Consider the following 25,461-nt stretch of genomic DNA (forward strand, 5'->3'; position numbering starts at 1 on the left):
AAAATTGGCCCTGGGTTGCCATTTTTTGCATCTGAACACCGCATTGAACGCATAAGTGGTGAGGCATATGTCTCGTCCACCAGTCTTCAGAATTTCATTGGTGACTCACCCTACGAAATTTTGAAACCATTGTATGTTAGGTTGGTTTTCTCTAGAAGACACCCTTTCCAAATCACCCGTTTTTCCGACCTTGCCCCCTACTTTACCACGCATTGCCATCACCATGGGAGACCCCGCTGGAGTCGGCCCCGAAATCTGCCTTCGTGCCCTCGCCAGCGCAGAGATTCGCGAGATCGCCACAGCAGTCGTTTTCGGCGACGCCGCCGTGCTTCGGCATTGCGCGGCCGTGACTGGGCTTCCTGAGCCACGCTGCATCGTTCGTGAAGCGCGCTGGTCCCAAAATTTTGCCAGCCTGAATGAGCCCGCCGTGCTCGATTTGCCCGGCTTCAATGCCACCGACTTCAACCCTGGCACTGTCAGCGGCAGCACCGGTGCCGCCGCCTATCGATACATTCAAAAAAGCATCACCGCTGCGGTTGACCTCGAAGTCCAGGCCGTCGTGACCGCCCCCATCAACAAGGAGGCTCTTCGCGCTGCCGGTATTGATTTCCCTGGTCACACCGAAATTTTTGCCAGCGCCACCCGAGCCCGACGCGCCTGCATGTTTCAATTTAGCAAGGAAGTCTGCGCCAGTTTTGTCACTGTCCACGTTGGTTACAGCGAAGTTCCCGCCCTCATCAGCACCGACCGCATCCTCGACGTCATCGAACTCACTGCCGCCGCCCTGCAACGCATCCATGGTCGGCCCCCGAGGCTTGCCGTGCTCGGTCTCAATCCCCATGCCGGTGAACACGGCCTTTTCGGCAACCGCGAAGAAGAGCGTTTCATCATCCCTGCCATCCAAACCGCCCGTCAGCGCGGTTATGAGATCGAAGGCCCGCTCCCACCCGACACCGCCTTCATCCCTGCCAAACGAAGAGTCATCGACGGCTTCATCTGCATGTATCACGACCAGGGCCACATCCCTTTGAAAGCCCTTGCGTTTGATAGCGCTGTCAACACCACCCTCGGCCTTCCCATCGTGCGCACCAGCGTCGACCACGGCACCGCCTGCGACATCGCCTGGCAGGCCAAGGCTGACCCCGGCAGTCTGTTCGCCGCCATCAAGCTCGCCGCAAAACTGTCTGCTTCCTGACCACCCAAACTCTGGCACTCCCGACTTTGGCAGCCGGAAATTTTCTCTCCTGCCAAATCAGCCCGGGCATCATTGGGTCGTTCCTATCACCCCAATCACCTGATGATGAAGTGTGTTCACCCGGACAGGCTTGCCCATCATTTTTGTTAACGCAGCTTATCGCCAAACATTCGGGGTTTCGTGCTCAACTACTCCAGGTATAGTTCGCCCAGGGTTCAATCCATCCGCGACACCAAATCGTCTATGCCGAAGAAATCTCATTGCATCGTCACGCCGGAATTCCTGGGACCAACCGGAGACGGGGAAATCGGAAAATACTGCCATCATCTCATGAGACTCTTGAGGCAGCTGGAGAGCGAAGTGACGATTGTGTTCACCGGTTCCTTTGAAAAAGGGGATGCCGATCACTGGTTGCGGCACTTTCGCGATCAACATGGGGTGGAGTTTTACACCATTGTGTTGCCCGAAAACCGGATTCATTGGAACTCAGGCTTTTCCTTCAACCTCAATAGCCGGGCCGTGGCTGAATTTCTAGAAGGCCGTCAATTTGATGCCATCCACTTCCAACAATGGCAGGGCAACGGATTCATCCCCATGCAGCGTCGGCGCAACTTGGGCACGCTGCCTGAGGCGGTGGTAACCATCACCTTGCACAGCAGTTCCGAGTGGTTGGCCGAGGAAAGTCAAAACTTGCGCCGTGGTTCGGTTGAAAATTTGCTGGAAGGCTACTGCGAGCGTTATGCCGTCGAACATGCCGACTTAGTCATCAGCCCGACGATGCATCTGATTGACAGGGCGATTTCCTCAGGTTGGAAATTGCCGGAGAGTCGGGCACTGCTGCCCTGTTTCATTGATGTTTTGCCATGGGCAGTCATCCCCGAAGGCATTCCCGACGAATTGATCTACTACGGTCGACTCGAAACGAGCAAAGGATTGGAAGTGTTTGCTGGTGCCCTGCGCAACCTCGTCTCGCATTCGGCCCAAGCAGGAGCCAGCAAGCGCAAGGTCACTTTCCTCGGCAAGCCCGGCATCGTGAAAAATAAACGCGCCGCCTTGGATTTCCTCGCTGAGCTTGAAGATGAGCTGCGGATTGCATTCCAAATAACAGTCGAGAGTGATCTCGATTACCCTGCCTGTCAGGATTACTTGTCCGACCACCCATCCGCCCTCGTGGTCATTGCGCCGTTGCAAGACAGCCATCCCTTCACCGTCCTTGAGTGCCTGCAGCAGGGGAGTCGCTTCATCGCCAGTCGCATCGGCGGCATTCCGGAAATGATGGCCGATGACAGCTGCCTGTTTGAACCCACCGAGCCGGACTTGACTGCCAAACTGCTGGAAAAACTCCAACAGCCCGGCGGCGCAACCGCAGCAGCTTATTCATCCGCCACCTTGCGGGAGCAGTGGCGTCAACTGCTTGAAGACACCCTGCCGGAAATCCATCGTCACAAGGCCACGCCCGCCATCTCCGTGGCTGCCCGTGATGGCGCTGCAAAACGGGTGACCATTTGCGTTCCGCACTACAACCACGGGGACTACCTTGGCGACTTGCTGGACTCCTTGGAAAAGCAGACGTCCAATGATTTTACGGTCATTGCGGTGGACGACGGTTCCACCTGCGAATTCTCGCGTGCTGCTTTCGCCCGCCACGCCGACCGTCATCGCGACAAAGGATGGCGGTTCCTCACCAAGCCCAACGGCGGCATCGGCCACACCCGCAACGATGCCGCCCGCCACGCGCAGACCGATCTCCTTATCTTCATGGATGCCGACAACGCCGCCCGGCCCGCCATGGTGAAAACCTTTCTGGACGCCATCGACCGCTCCGGCTGCGACTGCCTCACCAGTCACTTTCTCGCTTTTCCTGACGAGGCGAAACCCTCCACCGACAACGCCTGTTATGGCCACATGCCTGTGGGCCCCTGCCTTGAAGCCGGAATGCTCATCAATGTCTTTGGAGACGCCAATTGCATCATCCGAAAAACCGCTTATGACGCCGTTGGCGGTTTTACCGAAGACCGCAACACGTCTTACGAGGATTGGGAATTGTTCGCACGCCTTGCCCTCAAAGGATACAGACTCGATGTCGTCCCCGAGATTCTTTTTCTCTATCGCCATGCGGCAGGCGGTTTCAGCCGCGCAACTTCGCTTTACGCCAATCACCTTCGTGCCATGCGGCCTTACCTGGAAGCACTTCCCGACTGGCAGCGTCGTGCCTTCCTTGCACTGGCTGGCTGCGAATCTCCCATTGCTCCCGAAAGCCAGATCGCCATGGAGCGCCAAACCACCATCGAGCGTCTCCAGAGCCGCCTCCACAAATTCGAGGCACGTCAGGTCGAGTTGAAATCCAAACTCCAGGAGGCCAGGTCCAAACTGAACGTTGGTAATGAACGCCATGGCAGCAAACCTCGTGGCCTACGGCGCATCGGCAGAACCCTCAAGAAGTTTTTTCCGCATCAGGTATTTGGATTGGCAGCGGTGAAAGAAAAATCAGAGGCAGGTTCGCCGCATTCACGAACGAATAAATCCTTGCAAGTCGACTCACGTCCTTCAACCGCTCCAGCGACGACGTTCCAACCAAATCAAGCGGGCCGGACCGCCATGGTGGTGGCCAGATATGCTGAAGATCTCTCATGGCTAAATTCCGTGCCTGGCAACATTGAGATATTCGTCATCAACAAAGGAAAACCGATGGCCGCGAATGATTTCCAGCGGTCCGGCGTCCGTGTCATGAAAAGAACAAACCTTGGACGCGAGGCTGACAGTTACCTGGGTTTTATCGAGGGTGACTACCACCAAGGTTACGACAAAATCATCTTCACCCAAGGCGATCCATTCACACACAATCCAGATTTCCTTTCCCTCTTGTCCGAGAACGCCCATTGGTCCAATCCGCAACCCCTTGGCTGCCAGTGGTTGACCAAGAAATCGTTGCCTCCACAACATTTGATCGATTCAGAAACAGAGGACTGGATCAATGGATACAAGGTAAGAAAGGAGTTGTTCTCTCTGTTCACCTTGGGAACACTGCGCTACAAGGATCGAGGGATTCTTTACGTGCTTGATGAATATCTCCGATTCCATGAATCGCCACATGGGACAAATATCGCAGAGCACTTTTTCTCCACCGTGGGTCTTGCTGACCATGCGGAGCGGGCAGCCCGATCTGACATGGGTGTGTTTACTTTCAGTGCGTTGTTCTCAGTAGGAACCGACCTTATCGCCCGGCTGCCTAAAGATTCCGTGGTCCGCATGAGACAGTTATGCCAGAAGAACCCTATCCACGCTTACATTCTGGAACGTCTATGGCTCCATCTGTTTGACTATCCGTTTGTAACTACAGCAAAAAATGCGCCCTCGAACGAAAACGATGGCTCATCCATTTCTTGCCTTCGATAAGGAGGAGTGGCTGTCGGTCACTGTCACCTGCTCAAGTCTGCATTCCAGCTTGAGATTTTAGACAAAAACCAGCATAGGGGGCCAGGGTTATTGGTCTTGCCATCTCCAGAAAGCTGCGGATCATCACGCCGGAAAAGTTATCTTTCCATGAACCACCGAATTCCATCACCGGGCGAACGAAAAGGAGTGGTTGTCTTCGTCGTGGTCATTTTTCTCAGCGCTTTTCTCCTGTTCCAGATCCAGCCCGTGATCGCGAGGCTCATTCTCCCCTGGTATGGTGGCAGCTCTTCCGTTTGGAGCACCTGCATGCTCTTTTTTCAGGTCGGTTTGGTCATCGGTTATGCGTATGCCCACGTTCTCGCCACGGTCTTCAGGAACAGACGCTCTGTGCAAGTAGGCCTGCATCTCGTTTTGGTCGCCCTGGCCATTTTGATGCTTCCGATCACCCCGGATCAAGCATTGAAACCAGACGCTTCCGATACCGAACCGGTGATCGACATCCTCAAGCTCCTTGCTCAAACCGTTGGCATCCCCTTCATGATTTTGGCTGCAAGCGGCCCCCTGCTGCAATCGTGGTTTAGCGAACTCTACCCAGGTCGTTCCCCCTTTCGCCTCTATGCGGTGTCGAACATCGGCAGCCTGCTCGCCCTGTTGACCTATCCTTTCTTGTTTGAAGTCTATTTCCCCGTCTCGCAGCAATCCATGTTCTGGTCGGCCGGTTTCGTGACTTATGCCTTGGCCCTCGCTGTCGCCGCCAGCCTCTTCGCCCGGAATCGCATTAGTCCATCACCGGAAGCTTCGCAGGCGTCGTTTGAATCCGGGCCGGCCCAAAGGACCACCGCATTCCATCGCTTGCTGTGGATCAGCTTCAGCGCCTGTGGCTCCATCCTGCTGCTTGCCATCACCAGCCAGCTCGGAGAGGACGTCGCGGTGATTCCGTTCTTGTGGGTCGTTCCGCTGGCGCTCTACCTCCTGACTTTTGTGATCGCCTTTGATCACTCCCGCTGGTATTCCCGCAAGTTCGCGATCAGCGCTTCCGTGCTGGCTGTAGGACTCATGATTGTCCAGATGAATGGCCACTACTCGCCAGCGGGAAGCTGGTCCATTCCATGGCAGGTCGTCACCTTCTGCGCCGCCCTGTTCTTCACCTGCCTCGTCTGCCACGGAGAGATCGTCCGGCTCAAACCTCCTGCGCGATTCCTCACCGAGTTCTACCTGCTCATTTCCGTGGGTGGAGCATTGGGCGGAGTTTTTGTCAGCCTGGTTGCCCCGCACATTTTCACCGGATATTGGGAACTGCATTTCGGGCTGGTGTTGCTCGCCTTCCTGATCACCCTTCAACTCATTCCCACACTGAAAACCAGAGGGTCTATTGCCGCCGTATGGATCGTTGTTCTGGTCGGCATGATTTGGGGCCTGAACCGAAATGTTGTCCTATCCAAATCAGGCGTCATCGCCTCCTCGCGAGGATTTTTTGGCGTCCTCAATGTCAGGGAACAACAGATCCCCGGATCGCACACCTTCCGCAGTCTCTATCACGGGAAAACCATCCACGGACTCCAGTTCAAAACCCCCTCCCACGAAAAAATGGGAACCGCCTACTACCACTACCGCAGCGGAGTTGGACGTGCCTTCGAGTTTCTTCACCAACGTCAGGCCGGCGGCAGCGACAACAACAACAACAACAAGTCACTCCATGTCGGGCTCCTCGGCCTTGGCATCGGCACTCTCGCCACCTACGCCCAACCGGGGGACCGTTTCCGCTGCTACGAGATCAATCACGGCGTTGTCGATTTGGCGAGGTCACACTTCACCTACCTCAAAAATTCCCAAGGGGAGATCGATATCATTTTGGGCGACGGTAGGATCTCCATGGAGCGAGAACTCCACGCCGGAAAAGCCAATCGTTACGACCTGCTCGTCATCGATGCTTTCAGCGGTCACGCTCCCCCGATCCACCTTCTAACCCAGGAAGCCTTAGAACTCTACTTTGCCCACCTCAAGGAGGACGGGATTCTCGCGCTGCACATCAGCAACGGCGAGATCGACTTTTCTGACCCCATTCGAAATCATGCGGCTCGTTCCGGCATGCAAGCCCTCCAGGTGATTCATCAACCTGAGGGCGGTATTCCCTCCATTTGGGCGCTCGTGACCAGGAATGAAGACTTCGCGCAGCACCTGGATCAGTCGGGACAACTCACCCCTTGGGCCCGACCCAAACCCAAGAAGGTCGTCTGGACTGACGACTTCAACAGCCTTCTTCAAGCTCTTCGATACCGGGCCACTTCGCCCATAACCCGGTTCCATTTCCCACATTTTGCTCACCCATGATTGACCTTCGCCGCGCACCTGATTTGTTCCGGTGAACCCGCGGTTTTCGGATGTCGGGTCTGCAGCCTTTACGCCGCTGCTCGCGCCTTCCGTGGATGCACCCGCATCCCCCTCGTGGAAATTGTCTCATGAAAATCCCCCTCGCTCTCTCGGTCTCTGAAAGGCTCGCCAAGTGTCCAAGCTGGTTTCACGCAGTCGTTTTGTTCGCCTTGGTCTTTCTTGCTTTTGCCCCTTCGCTGACCTTCGATTTCATCAACTACGATGATCCATATTACATCATCGACAACCCCAACGTAAACACCGGGTTGAGTCTGGCCAACCTCCGATGGGCTTTTGGCACGCCGGGGGAAGTGAACCTCTGGAACCCGCTTACCACTCTCTCCCATCAACTCGTTGTCAGCCTCTTCGGACTCAATCCAGCCTGGCACCACGCCGTGAATGGCTTATGTCATGCCCTTGCCGCGAGCCTCCTCTTCCTGCTTGCCGTAAAACTGACAAAGTCCCTCCCCTGGAGCTACTTCATCGCCCTTCTTTGGGCGATCCATCCCCAAAAGATTCAATCGGTGGCCTGGATCACTGAGCGCAAAGATGTTCTTTCGGGTGCCCTCTTCTTCGCCAGCATCCTGTGTTTCGCCGAGTGGCATTCCCGCACAAAAAAACGTCCCGCGCTCTATGTCGCCAGCCTCCTGCTTTTCATTGCCGCCGCCATGGCGAAACCGAGCGTGCTCCCTCTGCCATTGGTTTTGCTCGTCCTGTTTGCCCTCAAACCCGGACAGATCATTTCCTCAGCCCTGTCCTCCCTTCGTCAACTTGGCCCCTTTTTCGCCGCCGCCGTAGCCCTTGCCGCCATCGTCGTCTTTTTCCAATCCCACGGCACCCTCAGTGACGTCGGAGGCGACGACAGCCTCTTCGAGCGGCTCCGACAGATGATTTTCGGCTACGTCTTTTACCTCTTGCGCTTTGCCTTCCCCATTCCGTCCCAATTTTTTTTTACCCCTCCTCTTTCCCATCTTCCCCTCGTCCTCGCCATCGTCGGACTCGGTCTTTTCCTCATCGCAGTGATCTGGCTCGGAAGACGGGAGAAACTCATTCCTGTCGGTGCGCTCATTTACACCCTGCTATGGCTGCCCATTTCAGGAATCATCCCGATCAGCCACTACTTTGCTGCCGACCGCTACAGCTACCTCCCGCAGATTGGCATCATCATCATCGTGATCGGTCTGGCCAGACGTTTATCCTCACTTTCTTCAAAATCTCTCCTTCTTCCAATCGCGCTTGGTTCGCTCGTTGCCGGTTATCTCGTGCTTTTGCAACAGCAACTGCCGATCTGGAAGAACAGCGAAACTCTTTTCGCCCATGAGATGCGCGTGAACCCCAGGGAAGCTCTCGCCGATATTCACTATGGCGAGGCATTCTGGAACAATGATCCAGCCAAAGCCCTTGTCCATTTTGAACTGGCCCACCAAAAAGCCCCTCACGAAGGCCTGCCGCTCAGCAAAATGGGCGTGACGCAACTTCGTCTGAACCAACCGGAACAAGCCCTTGAGAGTTTCCAGGCGGCCACGCGGGCCGCCAATCCTGTTGTGGAAACATGGACTCAACTTCTCCTTCTCCAGGTCGATCTGAAACGCTACTCCGAGGCCGAAGCAACCGTCAACGATGGGCTGCAACGCTTCCCCAATCAATGGCCCATGTTGATGAACGCCGGCAACTTCCATCTGCTCGTTAAAAAAGATCCCCACCAGGCGCTTCCGCTTTTTCTCAAGGCCCATGAGATCAGTCCTTCCAACGCCGACAGCATCCGGGCCTGTGCCCGCTGTTACCTCATTCTGGGAGATCAACCATCTGCCGCGCGCTTTGAACGACTTCTACAACTTCGATGAAGTTTTCCTCTTGTCTGTGAAGCCCCGCACTTTTCGCTTTTCTTGTCGGTTCATTCGCAAGATGTTCCGAATCTCAGTCGAACATCTCGACCCCTAGGTTTGCACCCGCCTGGACGAGTTACCCCCACCCCATTACCCCCATGACCTATCCTTTTCATCAGCAAGCACCTTTGGCCGAACCCGTCAAAATGACGACTTTCATCCTTTCGGTTTTTTCTAGCGCGTTTCTGCTCTTTCAGGTTCAACCAATCATCGCCCGTTTTATCCTGCCCTGGTATGGCGGCAGTTCTTCGGTCTGGAGCGCCTGCATGCTGTTCTTTCAACTGGGTTTGGTCGTTGGTTATGCCTACGCTCACCTCATCGTCACCGTTTTTCGCGACCGCCGTGTCCTTCAAATCGGGATTCATTTCGCGCTGTTGTTTCTTGCAGTCATCACCCTGCCCATCACGCCCGATCCCTCGATGAAGCCGGGCGCTGAAGAAACTCTCCCCCTCCTCGGAATCATCAGGCTTCTGGTTCAAACCGTCGGCATCCCCTACGTGATTCTCGCTGCCAGCGGTCCTCTCGTGCAGCATTGGTTCAGCAGGGTCTATCCGGACCGTTCGCCCTTCCGGCTCTATGCAGTCTCCAATGTCGGCAGTCTGCTCGCCCTGCTTAGCTACCCATTTCTTTTTGAAGTCTACCTGACCGTTTCCAGACAATCCATGCTCTGGTCTCTCGGCTTTGTCGTTTATGCGCTTGTCCTAGGTGTGGCGGGTTTTGTTTATTTGCAGGCAGGAGCGATGGTCAACACCACCAATTCCGAATCCCCCGATCCAATTTCTGAGAAACGAGACATCGCTCCCGGTTTCACTCATTATCTCCGTTGGATTCTTTTCAGCGCGTGTGGTTCCATCCTGCTTCTCGCAGTAACCAACCAGATTTGTCAGGACGTGGCCGTGGTTCCTTTTCTGTGGATTCTGCCGCTCGCCCTCTACCTGCTTTCCTTCATCATCGCCTTTGATCGGGCACGCTGGTATTTCCGTCCCATTGCCGTTCCCGCATTGGCAGTTTCGGTGGGCTTGGTCATCATTCTATTGAACAGATTCTTCGAATCGGTCCACTGGCCCATGGTCGGGCAGATCGTGATCTTCTGCAGCGCCCTGTTTTTCTCCTGTCTGGTTTGTCATGGGGAAATCGTCCGCATCAAACCCACCTCCAGGTTTCTCACCCAGTTCTATCTCGCCATTTCGGTGGGTGGAGCTTTGGGAGGAATTTTTGTCAATCTGGTCGCACCCCACCTTTTCGACTCTTATTACGAGCTGCACATTGGCATCCTGCTTCTGGCGACCTTGTTGACGTGGCAGGTTCTCCCCCAATTCATTTCGTCGTGTCGCCGCTCTCAAGGTCAATCGGGGACGGAGACCAGTGCTCCCAGCAGGCTGGCGTTGGCGGCGGTGGCGGGCATACTCTGGTGCGGCGCGATGGGTTTCGCTGTCTTCGGCCTCCACACCCACATTCAGAATGACAAGGAGGGCGTGACTTTTTCTTCGCGCGGATTTTTTGGGGTCCTTAAGGTGAAAGAGTCCCGGGCATTGACGGGACAGACCTATCACACGCTGATCCATGGGCAGATTCATCACGGGATGCAATTTGAAGATCTTGGGCTCAGCAAGATCCCCACCTCCTACTTTGCCAGGCAATCGGGGATTGGCAGCACCTTCGAGTTCATCCCACAACGATTCGATGGAAACAACGAGCCACTTCATGTGGGCGTGATCGGTCTGGGCGTGGGAACCCTCGCGGCTTATGCCAGGCCGGGAGACCGCTTTCGATTTTATGAAATCAACCCGCAGGTCATTGAAGTCGCCCACTCCCATTTCACTTACTTAAAAGACTGCCAGGGTGAGGTGGTGAATGTCCTGGGCGACGGCCGCATTTCACTGGAACAGGAGCTGGTGCAAAGCTCGGGATCGGGCAATGCTTTTGACATCCTTATCATTGATGCGTTTTCTGGTGACTCCATCCCCATGCATCTCCTGACGGCGGAGGCCTTCGACCTCTATCTCAGACACATGAAGGAGGATGGAGTCCTTGCCTTTCACATCACCAACAAACACGTCGATCTTTCCGACCCTTTGCGAAAACACGCGGGGCGATACCGCTGGGGCAGCATGAGACTTGGATCGAATCCCGAGAATGGCATTGGCTCTGCCGCCGAGTGGGTGATCATCACACGCAATTACCCGCTTATTGACAGGTTTTTTCAGAATGATCGGATTTACCACTGGAAACACGAGAAGCCGAGGGACATTTTATGGACCGATAACTTTGGTAATGTTTTTAAGGTCCTCAAGTAGCTGCAGCCGCATTCGGGCGTGAATGGAGTGCATGGAGTGCAATCGATCACAAAGATTTTTCGCCCGCTCTTTGCAGCCTATTTTCAAAACCCCAATTCCCAGGTCATCCGCCTCGGGTCTCGTTACCATCGGAAGGACGGGGCCGCTCGATCGGTGGGGAGTGGTCGCTTCGACGATCTGGCATACCCAGTGGGTAACATAGATTCGGGAAGCATCATGATTCTTCAGCCAGGATGCCCACAGGCATCAACTTAAGGGCAGCACCTTCATCACGGTGGCCGATGAAAATTGGAAGCACGAGCACGAGCGCGCGTGCTCTGATCAGACGCACCCTCCAGCACGCAGAGGCGCTTGCGCTCTCCAAACGAAAACCCATCGACCCGTCAACCCACCCGGCACGACGTTGCGTCGATACCAATGAGCATGCAGCCTGCCGGACGGCATGATCAAAATGGCGGCGTTACTCCTAAAACGATCTCCTGCTGAAGCCCATTTTTCAACACGCCGAAAATCCCCCTGCATTGAGAAAAGCAGCAACACGAGGGTTTTCTACGTTTCGCGCCACGCCTGAATTTCGCTTTTGTCCATATTCCAATAAGAGGAAGGATCTGATGATCAAGATTCCCCTACCAGCATGCTCACGCTTGACTTGAGATGAAGCTAGTTCGGTTTGCTTCATTCAACGGATTGCATTCTCATGGCCAACCAGGTCGCGCTGAGACAAGCCAAAGGTTGAGCAACAAGATAGGCCACCACCAATGCTATTGGCGCTCGGCACAGGGCCCGTTTTGCATGAAGTGAGGTTGAGTCGCCCAAGCTCCTCCAAATCTTTCCGCAACATTGATCAATGATGCTTCCAGAAGTGTTGTGACATGAGTCAATCAAGGTCCAAAAATTCCATCGACTACCTTGCATCCACGCCGACTTTCTCACACTCGGCGCGCGTTCGGGTTCTGAAAAAAAAAGCTCCCCGCAGTTAATGCGGGAAGCTTTCAGAAGTGAAATGAATGACTAACTGGACCATCCTTTGATTAGCGACGGCGGCGGAAGAAAAACAAGCCCATGCCGGCGGTCAGGACCAACAGAGCAGATGAAGGCTCAGGAACTGGAGGAGGAGGACCGAAGATTGATGAACCCTCAAAGACCACACCTGACCCGAGCTTGATGTGACTCGCATAAACCTGACCTCTGAAGTCGACATCACCAATGATGGTCGTCCAGTCAGCCGATCCAGTCGTGGATTTACGGTTGATGATCACCCCCTCAAAAATAGCAAAGTCGTTTTTGTGAAGGTCGAAATCGTTGTCACCCATCGAGAGCCAGATCACATTTCTCCGATCGATGTTGTTCAGGATTACCGGTGCCCCGTCCTCCCAAAGGGCGTCACCATTCACCCGGATGATCACAGTATCGGACAGGCCGTTGTTGACCCCTGTCCGACCATTGATGGTAATTTTATCATTCACGCCGCTCATGGTAATACCGGTGAAATCCAACACGGACAGATGCGAGGTCGTGTTGTAAGTCAGGGCAGTGGTGCGATTCCCAAAACTTTGCGTTGAAGAGAGCGCGGTCAGTTGATTGATGTAAGTGATGAGTTGACTGTTGACCAAATCCAACTCGGCATTGGTAGCAGCATTGGAAGTGGTCACATGGCCTGGCTGGTAGGCTGGGTTAAACTCATTAGGTTTGTAGAGTGAAGTATGCCTACGAAGTTCTCCATCAATTTCGAAGTCACTATCTGCGTAGATCCAAGAATTTCTCCCAAATCCCATCAACCCATCGAAACTCATTTCACTCACAAAATCCGCGTAAGTGGTGTTGCTGTCGTTTGGACTGCTCGCCGGTCCGTTAAAAAGGAAAAAATCGTAAGAGGCGGCTTCTAGACCTAGGGCCTGACCCTTTAGATTGGTCGCGAAGAATGAGAACGAGAGCGTAAGGCAAGATACCGCCAGGATGGTATTGAATCTCATGATTGAGCTATCAGTTGAGGGTTTGAACGGGGATTTTCTGACAACTGCAAACTACACAGTCTTTCGACAAATCGCTCAAGTTAATCAACGGTCAACATCAAATTTTTAAAAATCATCTGTGTCTGCGTATTGATGAGGCACACACCCAAAAAGAATTTCGAGTTATGATGGGTTGGCGGATGCCATAATGGACATGGTTGCGACCGAGTTATAAATTAGTGCAGCTAATGCAATGATTCATTTATTGCTCGGCTTTTTCCCAAGGGTGCGCCGGACACATAACTTCCGTGGTTATGGCTTGCTCACCTTATCAACGTATTCCCAGTATAAGGGCACCTTATCCCAAAATCGCCCGACGGACTCGCTAACGGCCTCTGATGCGGGGGAGACTGCGATGCATCTCGTCGACTTAAGAAGCGGTAATCGTCCTCGATTTTCTCAGCCTTCTCTCTATTTTTTTGCAATTCTATAAGATGAACTACTGCATGATGACGCATCGGCATCAACGCGTCAGTCGATTCTGCAACTGACTCATCCCCTCCACCAATTTCGATTCCGGTGTCTCGGTGAAAAGAAGTTCATGAGTTAGGGTGAAATTGTGTTGGGGAGGGTGATCTGAACTTCACGTTTGAATACCATGGAGCAGCTCGAACGGGCGCGACCGATTCCGAAACTTTGGTGCGATGAAACTTGGAAGGGAGCGACAGTAACTTGTGAACTACATCGATTCAAAGATCACGATCGTGCTGAGTCGCAGTCATGCTGATTGCAGCTCTGCGCGTAGCGCTGTGGACTGCGGCGACCTGTCGCCGCTTTTCCCAAACCGGCCTGCCGGTTTGTTCCAGCCGTGGGCGCAAGTCGCAATACCTTCTCCCGACAGCCCGTAACGCAATGGGCGCAGCAGGCTGCGGCCCCCAAAGCGGCGACAAGTCTCCGCACTCCACAACGACTGCGTCGTGGAATAAGCAGTCTTGTCGCCCCACTTCGGATTCACGGTTGAATGAATCGAATTGCGGAGGAACCCAACAGAGACGCGAATCTCCCTGCTCCTAATTTCTCCTAGTCGACCGTCATTCCAAAACAGGCGCGCAACAGACTCTCAGCGCTGATCTCGCGGCTGCGATGATCAGTGAGCGGGTGCAGACCGGCGGCAACCCGGCAAGATCGCCTTGCTTCATTCAGGCGTCAGAAAACAGTTTGCGGTTCTTCCAGAAATAACTGATCCCCGAAAGAATCGTCAGTGCTGTCATGACCACGATGCAAAAATTACCGAAGATGCCCGGCGAAAGCGGCTTCCAGGTGAACAACGGCGCCACCCAGCTGAACATCGGCTCGGCGCTTGCCGCGAACAGCAGAAAATAGATCACCGTGATGACCTGCCAGACGAGCTTGTGTTTTCCGAGTTTTTCCGCCGCCAGCACCACTCCCTGCTGCGAGGCGATCTGCCGAATGCCGGTGACAAAAAATTCGCGCGCCAGAATCGCGATCACAATCCACTCCGCAAGATGATTCATCATGGCCAGGATAATCAAAGCCGCAGTCATGAGAATTTTGTCTGCCAATGGATCCATCAACTTGCCAAAGTTGGTCACCAAATTGTATTTGCGGGCGATTTGCCCATCCAGCAAATCGGTGATCGATGCGACCGAAAACACCAGGAGCGCCCAAGACAGGTGATTGGTAAAGACCACCTCCATCAGCACGACAAACACCGCTGTGAGAGCGAGGCGGGCAACGGTGAGTTTATTAGGAAGATTCATGCGCAGGCGCAGAAGATGAGCGGGGGCAGGTTGTTGTTAGACGCTGCGGCAAGCGCCTGTCAAATCACGATTCGTCCCCAGAGGGTTTTTTGAATGCCCCGGTTGATTCCCACACCGGCTTTTTCCAGATCGGCACACGGGTCTTGATCGCACCCAGATACCACTGGCAAAGCTCAAATGATGCGGCGCTGTGCTTGGTCGTAACCCGGATGACAATGCTCGGCACCTGGGCCGCCACAAAACCCAGCCGATGCTGAAGGTAAACCCGGTGCCCGGGATGTTCGCGCTGCGCACGTTCGCACAGCCGCTGCAACTCCTGATCCGCCATCGGGCGGTAGGCGCTGTAGTCGATGCCGCAGATTCTTTTGCCGTCCTCCATGTGCCGCACGGTGCCAAGGAACTGGCATTCCGCTCCCTCCTCATCGCCAAACACGGCGGCAGCAGGTTCAATGGGCGCTTCGGAAAGCAAGATCTGAAACGGACACGAATTCACAGTGATGAGGGGTGGGGGAGGGGACTCCGCCATGGTTCATTCATTCGTCCCGTTCCCGTCGATTTTCAAGTCGGTCACACAGGTAAAGCTTCCAAGCCTGCACCGTCTGTGGTAAATCCGGGACCTGCATGAAGATTTTTTGGACCCTTTTCCTTTCCGCGCTGTTGATGACCACCCTCCCAAGCTGTGGCCTCGCCAATGCCGCCATCAACGCCCCCGGCACCTTGTTCAAAGGGATGAACGGCGCCGTCGGGCGCGCCACCGGACTTGGTTCCATCAACCACACCCCGGAAAAACCGATGCTGGATCAGGAAGCTTTGCGTCTGCATCGCGAATCACTGCAAATCACGCCAATGCCCGCCACGACTCCCGCCGCCAACGTCGCACGGGCCCACTGACTCTTGGATCAATGGTCAGGCCCCGGTGCCCTGCGGCTGATATTCCTCTTCATACCCGCGCATTTTGCGGTCGAGGAAAAACGGCACAAATGGCAGCAGCGATGCCACAAAAACCATCGCCACTCGCAAAACCGGCCAGCGTGCCAGCACAAAGGTGTGCAGCAACGACGCACAAAACAGAATGAACAACAGGCCGTGGACCCAGCCCACCGCCATGACCGCCTGCGGGACGTTAAGCAAATATTTCAGCGGCATCGCCACCAGCAGGAGCGCCAGATAGGAAACCGCCTCAGCAAGTGCAATGCGGCGAAGAAAGGGGACAGGGTTTTTCATGCATTAATAATAAGGGGGATCGGCGCGTTTCGTTTGCTGCGCACAAGGAAGCCTACGTATGGCGAGAATTCAAAAATCGACAACTGTTTGTGTTTGTCCACCAGAGTGACCTCGCAAAATCGGCACATCATTTCCCCGGCACAACCTCTCAGGCCTGCTCCAGCACTTCGTTCGCCGTCTTGAAATGCATCTTTGCCACCGTCGGCAATACCTCAACCCCATGTGCCTGGATCAGTCGCGCCGCACCCGCCTTCACCATCGGCGAAACCCCCTTGGCCAATTCGATCCCAAGCCGGTCACCCGCCTCCTGCAACCAACGCACAAACCGTTCACGTGCAAAAATTGACGCCGCTGCCACCGCCGGGTCGCTCTCCGCCTTGGTCTGCTGATCCAACACGATCGCCTTGCCGCGCGCCTGCAACGCCGCCTGCAAAACCCTCGGATTGGCAAACTGATCCGACAACGCCCGCGGGCAATCGGGCACCCGTTCCAACAGGTTCTCAATGATCTTCGCATGCCCCCAGGCAAGCAGTTTATTCAGATTCCCAAACTTCAAATAGAGCTGGTTGTAACGCTCCGGACCAATCACGATGACCTCATAAACCAGTCCCCGAACCCCGCGCAGCGCCTCCGCCACCTTCGCGATCTTGGCATCGCTGCCGATGCGTTTGCTGTCCATCGCCCCCGCCTCCACCAGCTGCCGCGCCACCGCGCCATCCACATACACCCCTGCGATCACCAGCGGGCCAAAGAAGTCCCCCTTGCCACTTTCATCCACCCCAATGTGGGGCGCAAACATCTCCGGGTGAGCCACGTCTTCATAACCCAGCTCCGCCTCCCCAAGCACCTCAGGCTCAAGGGTAAACTTCACAAAATCCTCCGTCCCCTTGCCCTGCACCACCACCTTCGGGCCCTTTTCATACACCGCGATGCTCACCTTCTGCCCACTCCCGGCATACAAACAGTAGGGTTTCACCACAAACTCAAAACCCTTCGCCACCAGCAGGGTGCGGAGCTTCGCGGCCTGCAAATCGGTCAGCGGTTTGGTGTAGGTGGTCAACGCGGCCATGAGAGCGACGCACCAAAGAAGAACCCATCCCACTTGTCGAATTCCAATCACAAAATCTTGCCTGCCGCTGCCTCCTTGCTCATTCCCCCAAACTGTGCCAACGTATGCGCCCTCAACTTTCCTCTTCAACATCATCATCATGAGCACCATCGCCGCCCGCCTGACCGAAGACATGAAAACCGCCATGAAGGCGAAGGACTCCGTCACGCTCAACGTGGTGCGCGGCCTCAAGTCCTCCCTCAAATACGCCGCCATTGAAAAAGCCGGTGCCGATGGCGAACTCGACGACAACGAAGCCCTCGTGGTCATCCGTCGTGAAATCAAAAAACGTCAGGACTCCGTCAGTCAATACGAGAGCGGTGGCCGACCTGAACTTGCCGCCACCGAGAAAGCCGAAATCGCCGTCCTTGAAAACTACCTGCCGGCCGCGATGAGCGAAGCCGACCTCATCGCCCTGGTCGATGCCGTAATCGCCGAAACCGGTGCCACCACCAAGAAAGACATGGGCAAGGTCATGAAACTCCTCCAGGAACGCAGCGAAGGCCGCGCCGACAACAAAGTGCTCAGCACCGAAGTCAACAAAAGGCTCGGTTGAGAAGGGTGGGGACACAAGACGGGAAGACAGAAGACGGAAGACAGAAGAAAAAAACGAAGCTTCGGTCAAGCATCCCTCTCCTCATCCCACGCTACCTTCGCGCATTTCCCTCTGGTCTTGTGTCTTCTGTCTTCCAGTCTTGCATCTTGTGTCTCCCACTTTTATGACCTCCGCCCTCATCGTTGCCGCCGGCAGCAGCCGCCGCATGGGTTTTCAAAAACTCACCGCCAGCCTCCTCGGCAAACCCGTCCTGCGATGGACGCTTGAAGCCTTCGACAACTGTCCCGCCATCGATCACCTCGTCGTTGTCGTCAGTGACGCCACCCGTGAACTCGTGCGCGCCTGGGCAGCCGACGGCATGCTGCGCAAACCCGTCACCCTCAGCGAAGGCGGTGCCGAGCGCCACATCAGCGTCTACGGGGGTCTTAAGAAGCTTCCTCCATCGACCGAACTCGTCGCCGTTCACGACGGAGCCCGACCCCTCATCACCTCCGATCAGATCATCCGCTGCATAAACCGCGCCCGCGAAATCAAAGCCGTCGCCTGCGCCCGTCCCGTCACGGAAACGCTCAAACGGGTCGATGAAAACGGCGTGATCACCGGCTCCGTGGATCGCAAGGACACCTGGATCATGGAAACGCCCCAGATCTTTGACCGCAACCTGCTGTGCCAGGCCTACGAACGCGTCATGCAGCAAAACCTCACCGTCACCGACGAAGTCTCCGCCGTCCAACTCCTCGGTCACCACGTTTTTGTCCTCGAGAATCCCGAGTCCAATCTCAAGATCACTTACCCCACCGACCTCCTGCTCGCCGAGCAACTCCTCCAGGCCCGGCTGTGACACAGGCTTGCAGCCTGTCGTCCCTCCCGGATCACCCAAAAAAACAGGCTGCAAGCCTGCTTCACCCACGGGCAAAGTGCCTGTGTCATCCTGCCCAAAAACAAATCCATTGCACCGCGCCCCAGCCTCGCCAGCGTATGCGCCCCCCTTATGTTCACCTTATTAGGCTCCGATCCCCACTCGCTCGCACGGCGGGGAAGGCTCGTCACGCCCCACGGGACCATCGAAACGCCCGTCTTCATGCCCGTCGGCACCCAGGGCTCCGTCAAAACCGTCCATCCCGCCGAACTCAAGGCCCTCGAAGCCCAAATCATCCTCGGCAACACTTATCATCTCGCCGTCCGCCCCGGCATGGAAGTCATGCGCGAAGCCGGCGGACTCCATAAATTCGCCAACTGGGACGGTCCCATCCTCACCGACTCCGGTGGCTTCCAGGTCTTCTCCCTCGGCAAAATTCGCAAGATCAAAGAAGACGGCGTCCATTTCCAAAACCACGTCGACGGCTCCCCGATGGTTCTTGGACCCGAAAGCGCCATGGAAATTCAGGCCACGCTCGGCTCCGACATCGCCATGCTGTTCGATGAGTGCCCACCGCACCCCTGCACTTTCGAATACGCCAGCACCAGCCTCGACCTCACCCTGCGCTGGGCCAAACGCTGTCGTGAATGGATCGACAAAAACCAGCCTCAGACCAACGGCCAGCCCCAGCTGCACTTCGGCATCGTGCAAGGTTCATCCTTCGCTGAACTGCGCGCCCGTTCCGCCAAGGAACTGGTCGCCATGGGATTCGATGGATATGCCGTCGGCGGCGTCAGCGTCGGCGAGCCCGAACCTGAAATGATGGCCGCCGTGGAGAACAGCATCCCTTTTCTTCCGCACGACAAACCGCGCTACGCCATGGGCCTCGGCACCCCGCCGCAAATGCTCGAAATGATCGCCCGCGGCATCGACATGTTCGACTGCGTGCTGCCCACCCGGCTGGCCCGTCACAGCACCCTTTTCACCAAAAACGGCACCGTCAACATCAAGAACCAAACCTTCGCCCGCGACTTCGGTCCGCTTGACGAAGACACCCATCCGCTCTGTCACGGATTCACCCGTGCCTACGTCCGACACCTCATCAAAGCGGGCGAAATCCTGGGATTACGGTTGATTTCCCTCCACAATCTGCATTTCTACCTGTCCCTCATGTCCCGCGCCCGCAAAGCGCTGGAGGAAGGCTATTTCAACGAATTCCGTAAAGAGTTCACCGCCAACTACAAAACGCATACGTCAACGCCAGATTCAACGTCAACGCCAACGCCATCGCCATCATGACCATCATCACCACCGCCCTACTCGCCCAAACCGCAGCACCAGCCCCTGGCGGCGGCGGACTCTTCGGCAACCCGCTCGTATTCATGATCCTCATGATGGTGGTCATGTATTTCATCCTCATCCGCCCCCAGCAGAAGAAGCAGAAGGAAGCCCAAAACCTGCAAAAAGCCCTCGCTCCGGGAGATCAGATCGTCACCATCGGCGGAGCCCACGGCACCGTCACCACCGTGCATGAAAAAACCGTCACCATCCGCGTGGCTGAAGGGAAAATCGAATTCGACCGCACCGCGATTGCCTCACGCATCTCTCCGACCGTTGAAAGCAAATAAGAATAAATAAAAGAGACGAACCGTCCCCTCCGTTAAAAAAAACCCGCGGCCCCCACGCCGCTGCCGATCAACCACCGCTTCCCACCGACCCGACCGTCCATGCACACCCCGGAAATCACCTTCCTCTACGGAGCCGTCCTGCTGTTCCTGCTGTTCTTCTACCTCGGCACCGCGAAGCACCGCAGCAAAAAGATCGCCGGCACCGTCCTTACCCTCGGCATCAGCGCATTTTGTCTGTGGGCCTTCTTCGACATCGGCATTAAACGCGGCATCGACCTCGGCGGCGGCAGCTCCTTCACCGTGCAGCTCAGCCCCGGCGTCAGCGACGACGGCAGCCAGAAAATCATCACCTCCGACTCCGTCCAACAGGCCATCGGCATCCTGGAGAAGCGTCTTAACCCCGACGGTGCCAAAGACCTCCAGCTCGTCCCCCAGGGCACCGACCGCATCAACATCCAGATGCCCGGCGTCGGCCCTGAAGAAGTTGAAGCCGTCCGTAAACAGATCGAACAGGTCGCCCACCTTGAGTTTCGCCTCGTCCATCGCAACAGCGAAGGCGAACTCGCCTCCATGAAGGCCACCGGTCGTCCGGCCATCGGTTACGTGGAAATGCCCGGCACCGAACACAAGACGGATCCCACCGCACCCGCCAGCTACCTCGTCAGTGCCCGTCCCGACCTCGAAGGCAAATACGTCAAAAATGCCTACGCCTATCCTGATCCTCTTCAAGGCTGGACCATCGGTCTCGACTTCGACAGCCTTGGCGCCGATCTCTTCGCCAAACTCACCAGCGCGCATGTCGGCGAACGCCTCGCCATCATCGTGGATGGCGAAGTGATCTCCGCCCCCAACCTCAAAGACGCCATCCTCACCGGCAGCGCCGTCATTTCCGGCGACTACAAGGAGGCCCAGGCACGCGGCCTCGCCACCGCCCTCGAGAACCCTCTCGAAAACCCGATGTCCATCATCGAGGAAAGCTCCGTCACCGCCGCGTTCGGTGAACAGACCGTCAAACAGGGCATCTACACCGGCTACATCTCCGCCGTGCTCATTGCCCTGTTCCTGGTCATCTACTACCGCTTCGCCGGCCTCATCGCCCTCATCGGCCTGGCCGTCTGCATGCTGGTGGTCTTCGGTGCCCTCGCCCTCTTCAACTTCACGCTCACCATGCCGGGGATCGCCGGTCTCGTGCTCACCATGGGCATGGCAGTGGATGCCAACGTGCTGATCTACGAACGACTGCGAGAAGAGATCAAAAACGGCAAGAGCATCGCCTCCGCCCTTGAATCCTCCTTTGAAAAAGCGTTCTCCGCGATTTTCGACGCCAACTTCACCACCCTCATCTCCGCCGTCGTTCTCTTCTACCTCGCCAGCGGCCTGGTCAAAGGTTTCGCCGTCACCCTCACCATCGGGATCTTCGGCACCATGCTCGGTGCGCTCATCGTCACCCGCGTGGTCTTCAACTGGTTGATCGACGCCAACCTCCTCAAGAAAATCACCGTGACGCAGATCATCCCTGACCGGATTTTCAATGTGATGAGCCTGTCACGCGCCTTCTTCATCGGCACCTTGCTTGCCACCGTCGTGGTGGTCGGCATGTTCTTCGTCAAAGGCAAGGAGGCCATCGGCATTGACTTCCGCGGTGGAGCCCTGACCCGCTTCGAAATCAAGGAAGGCCAGCGCATCGAAGCCTCCAGCGTCGAAGCCATCCTCACCGAAGCCGGCCTCAAAGGCTTCTACGTGCAGGAAAGCAGCACCGGCACCAACGAACTCATCACCGTGCGCAGCGAATACGAAGACGGAACCAAGGTCAAAAGCCTCGTTGAAGCCAAACACGCCGATCAGGTCTCCGGCGGCCAGATCGAACGCGTCGGCTCCGTGGTTGGCAAAGAACTCGCCATCCGCTCCCTCATTGCCTACGCGATCGCCATGATCGGCATGCTCATCTATCTGACCATCTTCTACGAATGGTCGTTCGCCCTCGCCGCCATGGTCGCACTGTTCCACGACTGCGTGCTGGCGATTGGCGTCTCCGTGTTGTTCGGCCAGCAACTCTCCGTCATTCACATCGGCGCGTTGCTCACCGTTGCCGGCTATTCCCTGAACGACACCATCATCGTGTTTGACCGTATCCGTGAGATGCTCAAAACCCGCAGCGGCAGCCTGCGCGACCTGATGAACGAAGCCGTCTCCGCCACCCTGAGCCGCACCCTTCTCACCAGCGTTACCGTGTTGATGTCGATGGGCGTTCTCTATGTGTATGGCGGTCCTTCCATGCGCGATTTCGCCCTGCCAATCCTCATTGGTGTGGTGGTCGGAACCTATTCCTCCATCTACATCGCCTCCGCACTGGTGCTCTGGTATGTGAGGGTCACCGGCAAGAACCTCCGCAACCAGATCCTCGAAACCGAAGCCCGTCGCGAAGCCATCAAAAACGCCGCTTCGACTGGAGCCTGATCGATTCGAATCTTCTCATTTATCCATAAAAAACCGCCCTCAATCAGGGCGGTTTTTTTATTGGTTATTGGCATCGGCAAAGCGACCATTGAGGAGCGGAGCGATAGCAAAGTAGAAGGCTCGTCCCGGGCCTTTTCAAAAAACTGCAAGGCTCGGGACGAGCCTTCTACCTTTCCACTCTACGGAGCGTTTTCAACTGATCACGAATTACTTGGGGGCTCTGGTCTGGTCCGCGTCCGCCTTTTTCACCTGAAACACATCCGCCGATTCCAGCACCGATCTCGCCTCTTTTCGCAACCACTCAAGCGCCGCCGCATTCCCCATCAAATGCGCATCCCAAAACGCCGTGCTGATCGCCAGGATCGCCCGATGATGATTGGGATTGCGCGGATTTCGCTCGGCAGGAAGCCGCCTTTCCGTGAACACCGAATGCTCTGCCCCATACAACACCAGCTCATAATGATCCCCCATCGGTAATGCCGGATACACCTTGCGCCGATCCTCGGGCGTCGTCGACACCACTCCCGAAGGCGCTCCGTCGTCCGTGCCGGTCATCAGCATCCACGGGATCTTCACCGCCCCAAAACTGTCGGATGGGTCGCCCATGGCAGCGGGACTCGGACTCATCGGTAGTGCCGCCTTGATGCGCGAATCCGCAGCACTCCTCGCCCCACCCAAGCCAACCTGCTGCTCACCACCGAGCGCCTGCGTCGTCTTGGCCCCAAAAGAATGCCCGCTCATGCCAACACGCTTTAAGTCCAGACGACCCGCCAGCCGGTCACCCGACTGGGTGGACGCCTTTTCCAGCCCATCCAAGACCGTTCTCACATCCGCAATGCGCAGCAGGTAGTTCGCCGCATTGGCCGCCCGTTTCATTTCCCGTCGTGCCTCGATCACGGGTTTGCCCCTCCAGACGCTTTCGTCACTGCCGGGATGCTGAAGAAAAACCGTCACATAACCACGGGCCGACCAGTGCTCGCCAAGAAAGTTCGATCCCTCACGCGACCCTCCCAGCCCATGGCTCACCAGGATCACCGCAGCCGGACCAGAGCCTGCCGGTAAAAAAATGCGCGTCGGCACCACCCGCTCTCCACCGGTAGTCGCGAAATCACGATCATAAATGACCGGGGCCGCGCCTCGTTTTGATGGATCATACAACGTCGGTTCGGCTGCATGAATCACGGTCGTCACCAACCATATCAGGGGAAATAGAGCAGACTTCATCATGGGCAGGAGTGTGGATTTTTCCGATGAAACCCATCACGCCCAAATAAGTTGGACGTTAATTCACTTTCTTCTCTTCCTTCTTCGCCGCAGCACCCGCACGTTTTTTGTTTCCTGCCCGATGCGTCATGGGTTTCTCCATCGCCTTCATGTTCGCCATGCCTTCTTTCGAGAGCAGCGGATCACTGGTTTCCTCGCGCCATGCCAGCAAAGCCGATTTCATGCGCGCGAGTAACTCAGCCTGTTCGGGTTTGGACGACAACTCATCAAACTCCCATGGGTCTGACTGCAAATCATACAGTTCAAACTCCGGCGGATTCGCCGCCCGCTCAAACGCCTGACCCACCCGGGTGCCTGCATAGGGAGCTTCACGCGCCATGCTCAGAGACACATCGCCATCAACGGCCTGGGTGGGTTTTGCCTCACCAGCCCGCAGATTGTGGATCAACTTGTAACGTGCATCCCGGATGGAACGTCGGGGGAAGAAGGGCATCGAACCATGAAATTGAAACTCCGTGGCGAGATACTCCCGATGCTGTTTCTCATCCAAGGTGTGACGCAAGGATTTGCCCTGCAATCCAGTGGGGAGGGGAAGCGCCGTCGCATCAAGAATCGTGGGCAGCAGATCAACCGTCGACACCAACGCTGCACTGCGTTCGTCCGCCTTGAAAACCTCCGGCCACACCACCATCATCGGCACCCGCACCCCGCCCTCATAACAACTGGTTTTACCACGGAAGAACGGCGGACCATGATCGCCCACAAACAGGATCAACGTGTTTTCCGCATGCCCCGAAGCCTCCAGCTCTGCCATCAATAATCCTACCGCCGCATCAAACCGCATCACCGCATTGTAATACTGGGTGACCCGCTCCGGCTGCTCCTGCGTTTCAATCAGCTGAAACGGAAAAGGCGGCACCTCACCCACCTTCAACGGCGTTTCCGGCACCCCAAGGTATTGGGTCGGAAACGCCTCTTTTGGCGGGCGCGGACTCAACCCCAGCACGTGGGGATCAGAAAAGTTGGCCATCAAAAAGAACGGTCCTTTCACCTCGCGTAGAAACTTTCCCGCCATCGCCGTCGCGCTTTTCACATCGCGAGTGTCGCCGCGCAAACGTTGATCAAACGGAAAACTCGCTTCCGGCGCGACATGCAGTTTTCCGAGAATCGCCGTCTCATACCCCGCTTGCTTCAACAGGGCCGGAATAGTCTGCTGCCGCAACGGTTCATGCAGCTCAAATCCTCCATTCACCAATCCATACTGACCGTTGGAATGAGGATACATGCCCGTGAACATGGCGCTGCGCGAAGGACTGCACGAAGCCTGCGCCACATAGGCGTTTTCAAACAAACGACCACGTTTTGCCAGCGCATCGAGATGGGGAGTGCGCACCGCTTTATCCCCATAACAACCCAATTGCAGGCCAAGATCATCCGCCGTGATCAGCAGGACATTGGGACTCGACCCCAACAACATGGACGAAAAGGAAAAAAGGACGAAAAGCGATCGAATCATCATAGAAAAACT

The 25,461-nt window shown here is 56.0% G+C and carries 18 protein-coding genes; 11 read left to right on the forward strand and 7 right to left on the reverse strand.

From position 1 onward, the window contains the following. The first annotated feature begins 190 nt into the window (after positions 1-190). The 5 genes from pdxA to FEM03_RS00880 all read left to right on the forward strand — a co-directional run bounded on the left by pdxA (position 191) and on the right by FEM03_RS00880 (position 11,144). The gene (pdxA, locus tag FEM03_RS00860) at positions 191-1,195 is read left to right on the forward strand and encodes a 4-hydroxythreonine-4-phosphate dehydrogenase PdxA (RefSeq protein ID WP_240772630.1); all 1,005 of its coding nucleotides are present in this window, start codon (positions 191-193) and stop codon (positions 1,193-1,195) included. Between the two features lie 180 nt (positions 1,196-1,375). Next, positions 1,376-4,591: a glycosyltransferase gene (locus tag FEM03_RS00865; protein ID WP_138084281.1), complete on the forward strand. Its 3,216-nt coding sequence runs from the start codon at positions 1,376-1,378 to the stop codon at positions 4,589-4,591. A gap of 432 nt (positions 4,592-5,023) precedes the next feature. Continuing rightward, positions 5,024-6,922 carry a spermidine synthase gene (locus FEM03_RS00870; protein WP_138084282.1) on the forward strand — a complete coding sequence of 633 codons (1,899 nt, stop codon included), beginning with the start codon at positions 5,024-5,026 and terminating at the stop codon, positions 6,920-6,922. 209 nt (positions 6,923-7,131) lie between these two features. Further along, positions 7,132-8,805 carry a tetratricopeptide repeat protein gene (locus tag FEM03_RS00875; RefSeq protein ID WP_138084283.1) on the forward strand — a complete coding sequence of 558 codons (1,674 nt, stop codon included), beginning with the start codon at positions 7,132-7,134 and terminating at the stop codon, positions 8,803-8,805. 140 nt (positions 8,806-8,945) lie between these two features. Beyond that, positions 8,946-11,144, forward strand: a complete 2,199-nt coding sequence (locus FEM03_RS00880) for a spermidine synthase (protein ID WP_138084284.1) — start codon at positions 8,946-8,948, stop codon at positions 11,142-11,144. Between the two features lie 1,031 nt (positions 11,145-12,175). Here the strand turns inward: FEM03_RS00880 and FEM03_RS00885 are convergent. The 3 genes from FEM03_RS00885 to FEM03_RS00895 form a co-directional block, all read right to left on the reverse strand. Beyond that, positions 12,176-13,117, reverse strand: coding sequence for a PEP-CTERM sorting domain-containing protein (locus FEM03_RS00885; RefSeq protein WP_138084285.1), 942 nt, complete (start codon positions 13,115-13,117; stop codon positions 12,176-12,178). 1,178 nt (positions 13,118-14,295) lie between these two features. Continuing rightward, complete coding sequence (gene pgsA / locus FEM03_RS00890) at positions 14,296-14,877, reverse strand: CDP-diacylglycerol--glycerol-3-phosphate 3-phosphatidyltransferase (protein ID WP_138084286.1); 582 nt, start codon at positions 14,875-14,877, stop codon at positions 14,296-14,298. A 64-nt stretch (positions 14,878-14,941) separates the two neighbouring features. After that, positions 14,942-15,403 carry a molybdenum cofactor biosynthesis protein MoaE gene (locus tag FEM03_RS00895; protein ID WP_138084287.1) on the reverse strand — a complete coding sequence of 154 codons (462 nt, stop codon included), beginning with the start codon at positions 15,401-15,403 and terminating at the stop codon, positions 14,942-14,944. Between the two features lie 95 nt (positions 15,404-15,498). Here FEM03_RS00895 and FEM03_RS00900 point away from each other — a divergent pair, with 95 nt between their 5' ends. Next, positions 15,499-15,768, forward strand: a complete 270-nt coding sequence (locus tag FEM03_RS00900) for a hypothetical protein (RefSeq protein WP_138084288.1) — start codon at positions 15,499-15,501, stop codon at positions 15,766-15,768. Positions 15,769-15,783: 15 nt separating this feature from the next. On the opposite strand, the gene FEM03_RS00905 is transcribed toward FEM03_RS00900, so the two are convergent. Together FEM03_RS00905 and rnhC are read right to left on the reverse strand one after the other, a co-directional pair. After that, positions 15,784-16,101: a DUF3817 domain-containing protein gene (locus FEM03_RS00905; protein ID WP_138084289.1), complete on the reverse strand. Its 318-nt coding sequence runs from the start codon at positions 16,099-16,101 to the stop codon at positions 15,784-15,786. A 148-nt stretch (positions 16,102-16,249) separates the two neighbouring features. Beyond that, positions 16,250-17,170: a ribonuclease HIII gene (rnhC, locus tag FEM03_RS00910; RefSeq protein WP_138084290.1), complete on the reverse strand. Its 921-nt coding sequence runs from the start codon at positions 17,168-17,170 to the stop codon at positions 16,250-16,252. A 139-nt stretch (positions 17,171-17,309) separates the two neighbouring features. Here rnhC and FEM03_RS00915 point away from each other — a divergent pair, with 139 nt between their 5' ends. The 5 genes from FEM03_RS00915 to secD all read left to right on the forward strand — a co-directional run bounded on the left by FEM03_RS00915 (position 17,310) and on the right by secD (position 22,709). After that, the gene (locus FEM03_RS00915; protein WP_138084291.1) at positions 17,310-17,765 is read left to right on the forward strand and encodes a GatB/YqeY domain-containing protein; all 456 of its coding nucleotides are present in this window, start codon (positions 17,310-17,312) and stop codon (positions 17,763-17,765) included. Positions 17,766-17,928: 163 nt separating this feature from the next. Continuing rightward, complete coding sequence (gene ispD / locus FEM03_RS00920) at positions 17,929-18,606, forward strand: 2-C-methyl-D-erythritol 4-phosphate cytidylyltransferase (RefSeq protein ID WP_138084292.1); 678 nt, start codon at positions 17,929-17,931, stop codon at positions 18,604-18,606. A 150-nt stretch (positions 18,607-18,756) separates the two neighbouring features. Beyond that, complete coding sequence (gene tgt, locus FEM03_RS00925) at positions 18,757-19,923, forward strand: tRNA guanosine(34) transglycosylase Tgt (protein WP_138084293.1); 1,167 nt, start codon at positions 18,757-18,759, stop codon at positions 19,921-19,923. Next, complete coding sequence (gene yajC / locus FEM03_RS00930) at positions 19,920-20,252, forward strand: preprotein translocase subunit YajC (protein WP_138084294.1); 333 nt, start codon at positions 19,920-19,922, stop codon at positions 20,250-20,252. Before tgt ends, yajC begins: the two co-directional genes overlap by 4 nt. A gap of 99 nt (positions 20,253-20,351) precedes the next feature. Continuing rightward, positions 20,352-22,709, forward strand: a complete 2,358-nt coding sequence (gene secD, locus FEM03_RS00935; protein ID WP_138084295.1) for a protein translocase subunit SecD — start codon at positions 20,352-20,354, stop codon at positions 22,707-22,709. Positions 22,710-22,916: 207 nt separating this feature from the next. On the opposite strand, the gene FEM03_RS00940 is transcribed toward secD, so the two are convergent. Together FEM03_RS00940 and FEM03_RS00945 are read right to left on the reverse strand one after the other, a co-directional pair. After that, complete coding sequence (locus tag FEM03_RS00940; RefSeq protein ID WP_138084296.1) at positions 22,917-23,936, reverse strand: alpha/beta hydrolase family protein; 1,020 nt, start codon at positions 23,934-23,936, stop codon at positions 22,917-22,919. Between the two features lie 55 nt (positions 23,937-23,991). Next, a complete protein-coding gene (locus FEM03_RS00945) occupies positions 23,992-25,452 on the reverse strand; it encodes a sulfatase family protein (protein ID WP_138084297.1) in 1,461 nt (486 codons plus the stop codon). Positions 25,453-25,461: the final 9 nt, after the last annotated feature.

It is taken from the genome of Phragmitibacter flavus (genome assembly GCF_005780165.1).
Classification (GTDB): domain Bacteria; phylum Verrucomicrobiota; class Verrucomicrobiia; order Verrucomicrobiales; family Verrucomicrobiaceae; genus Phragmitibacter; species Phragmitibacter flavus.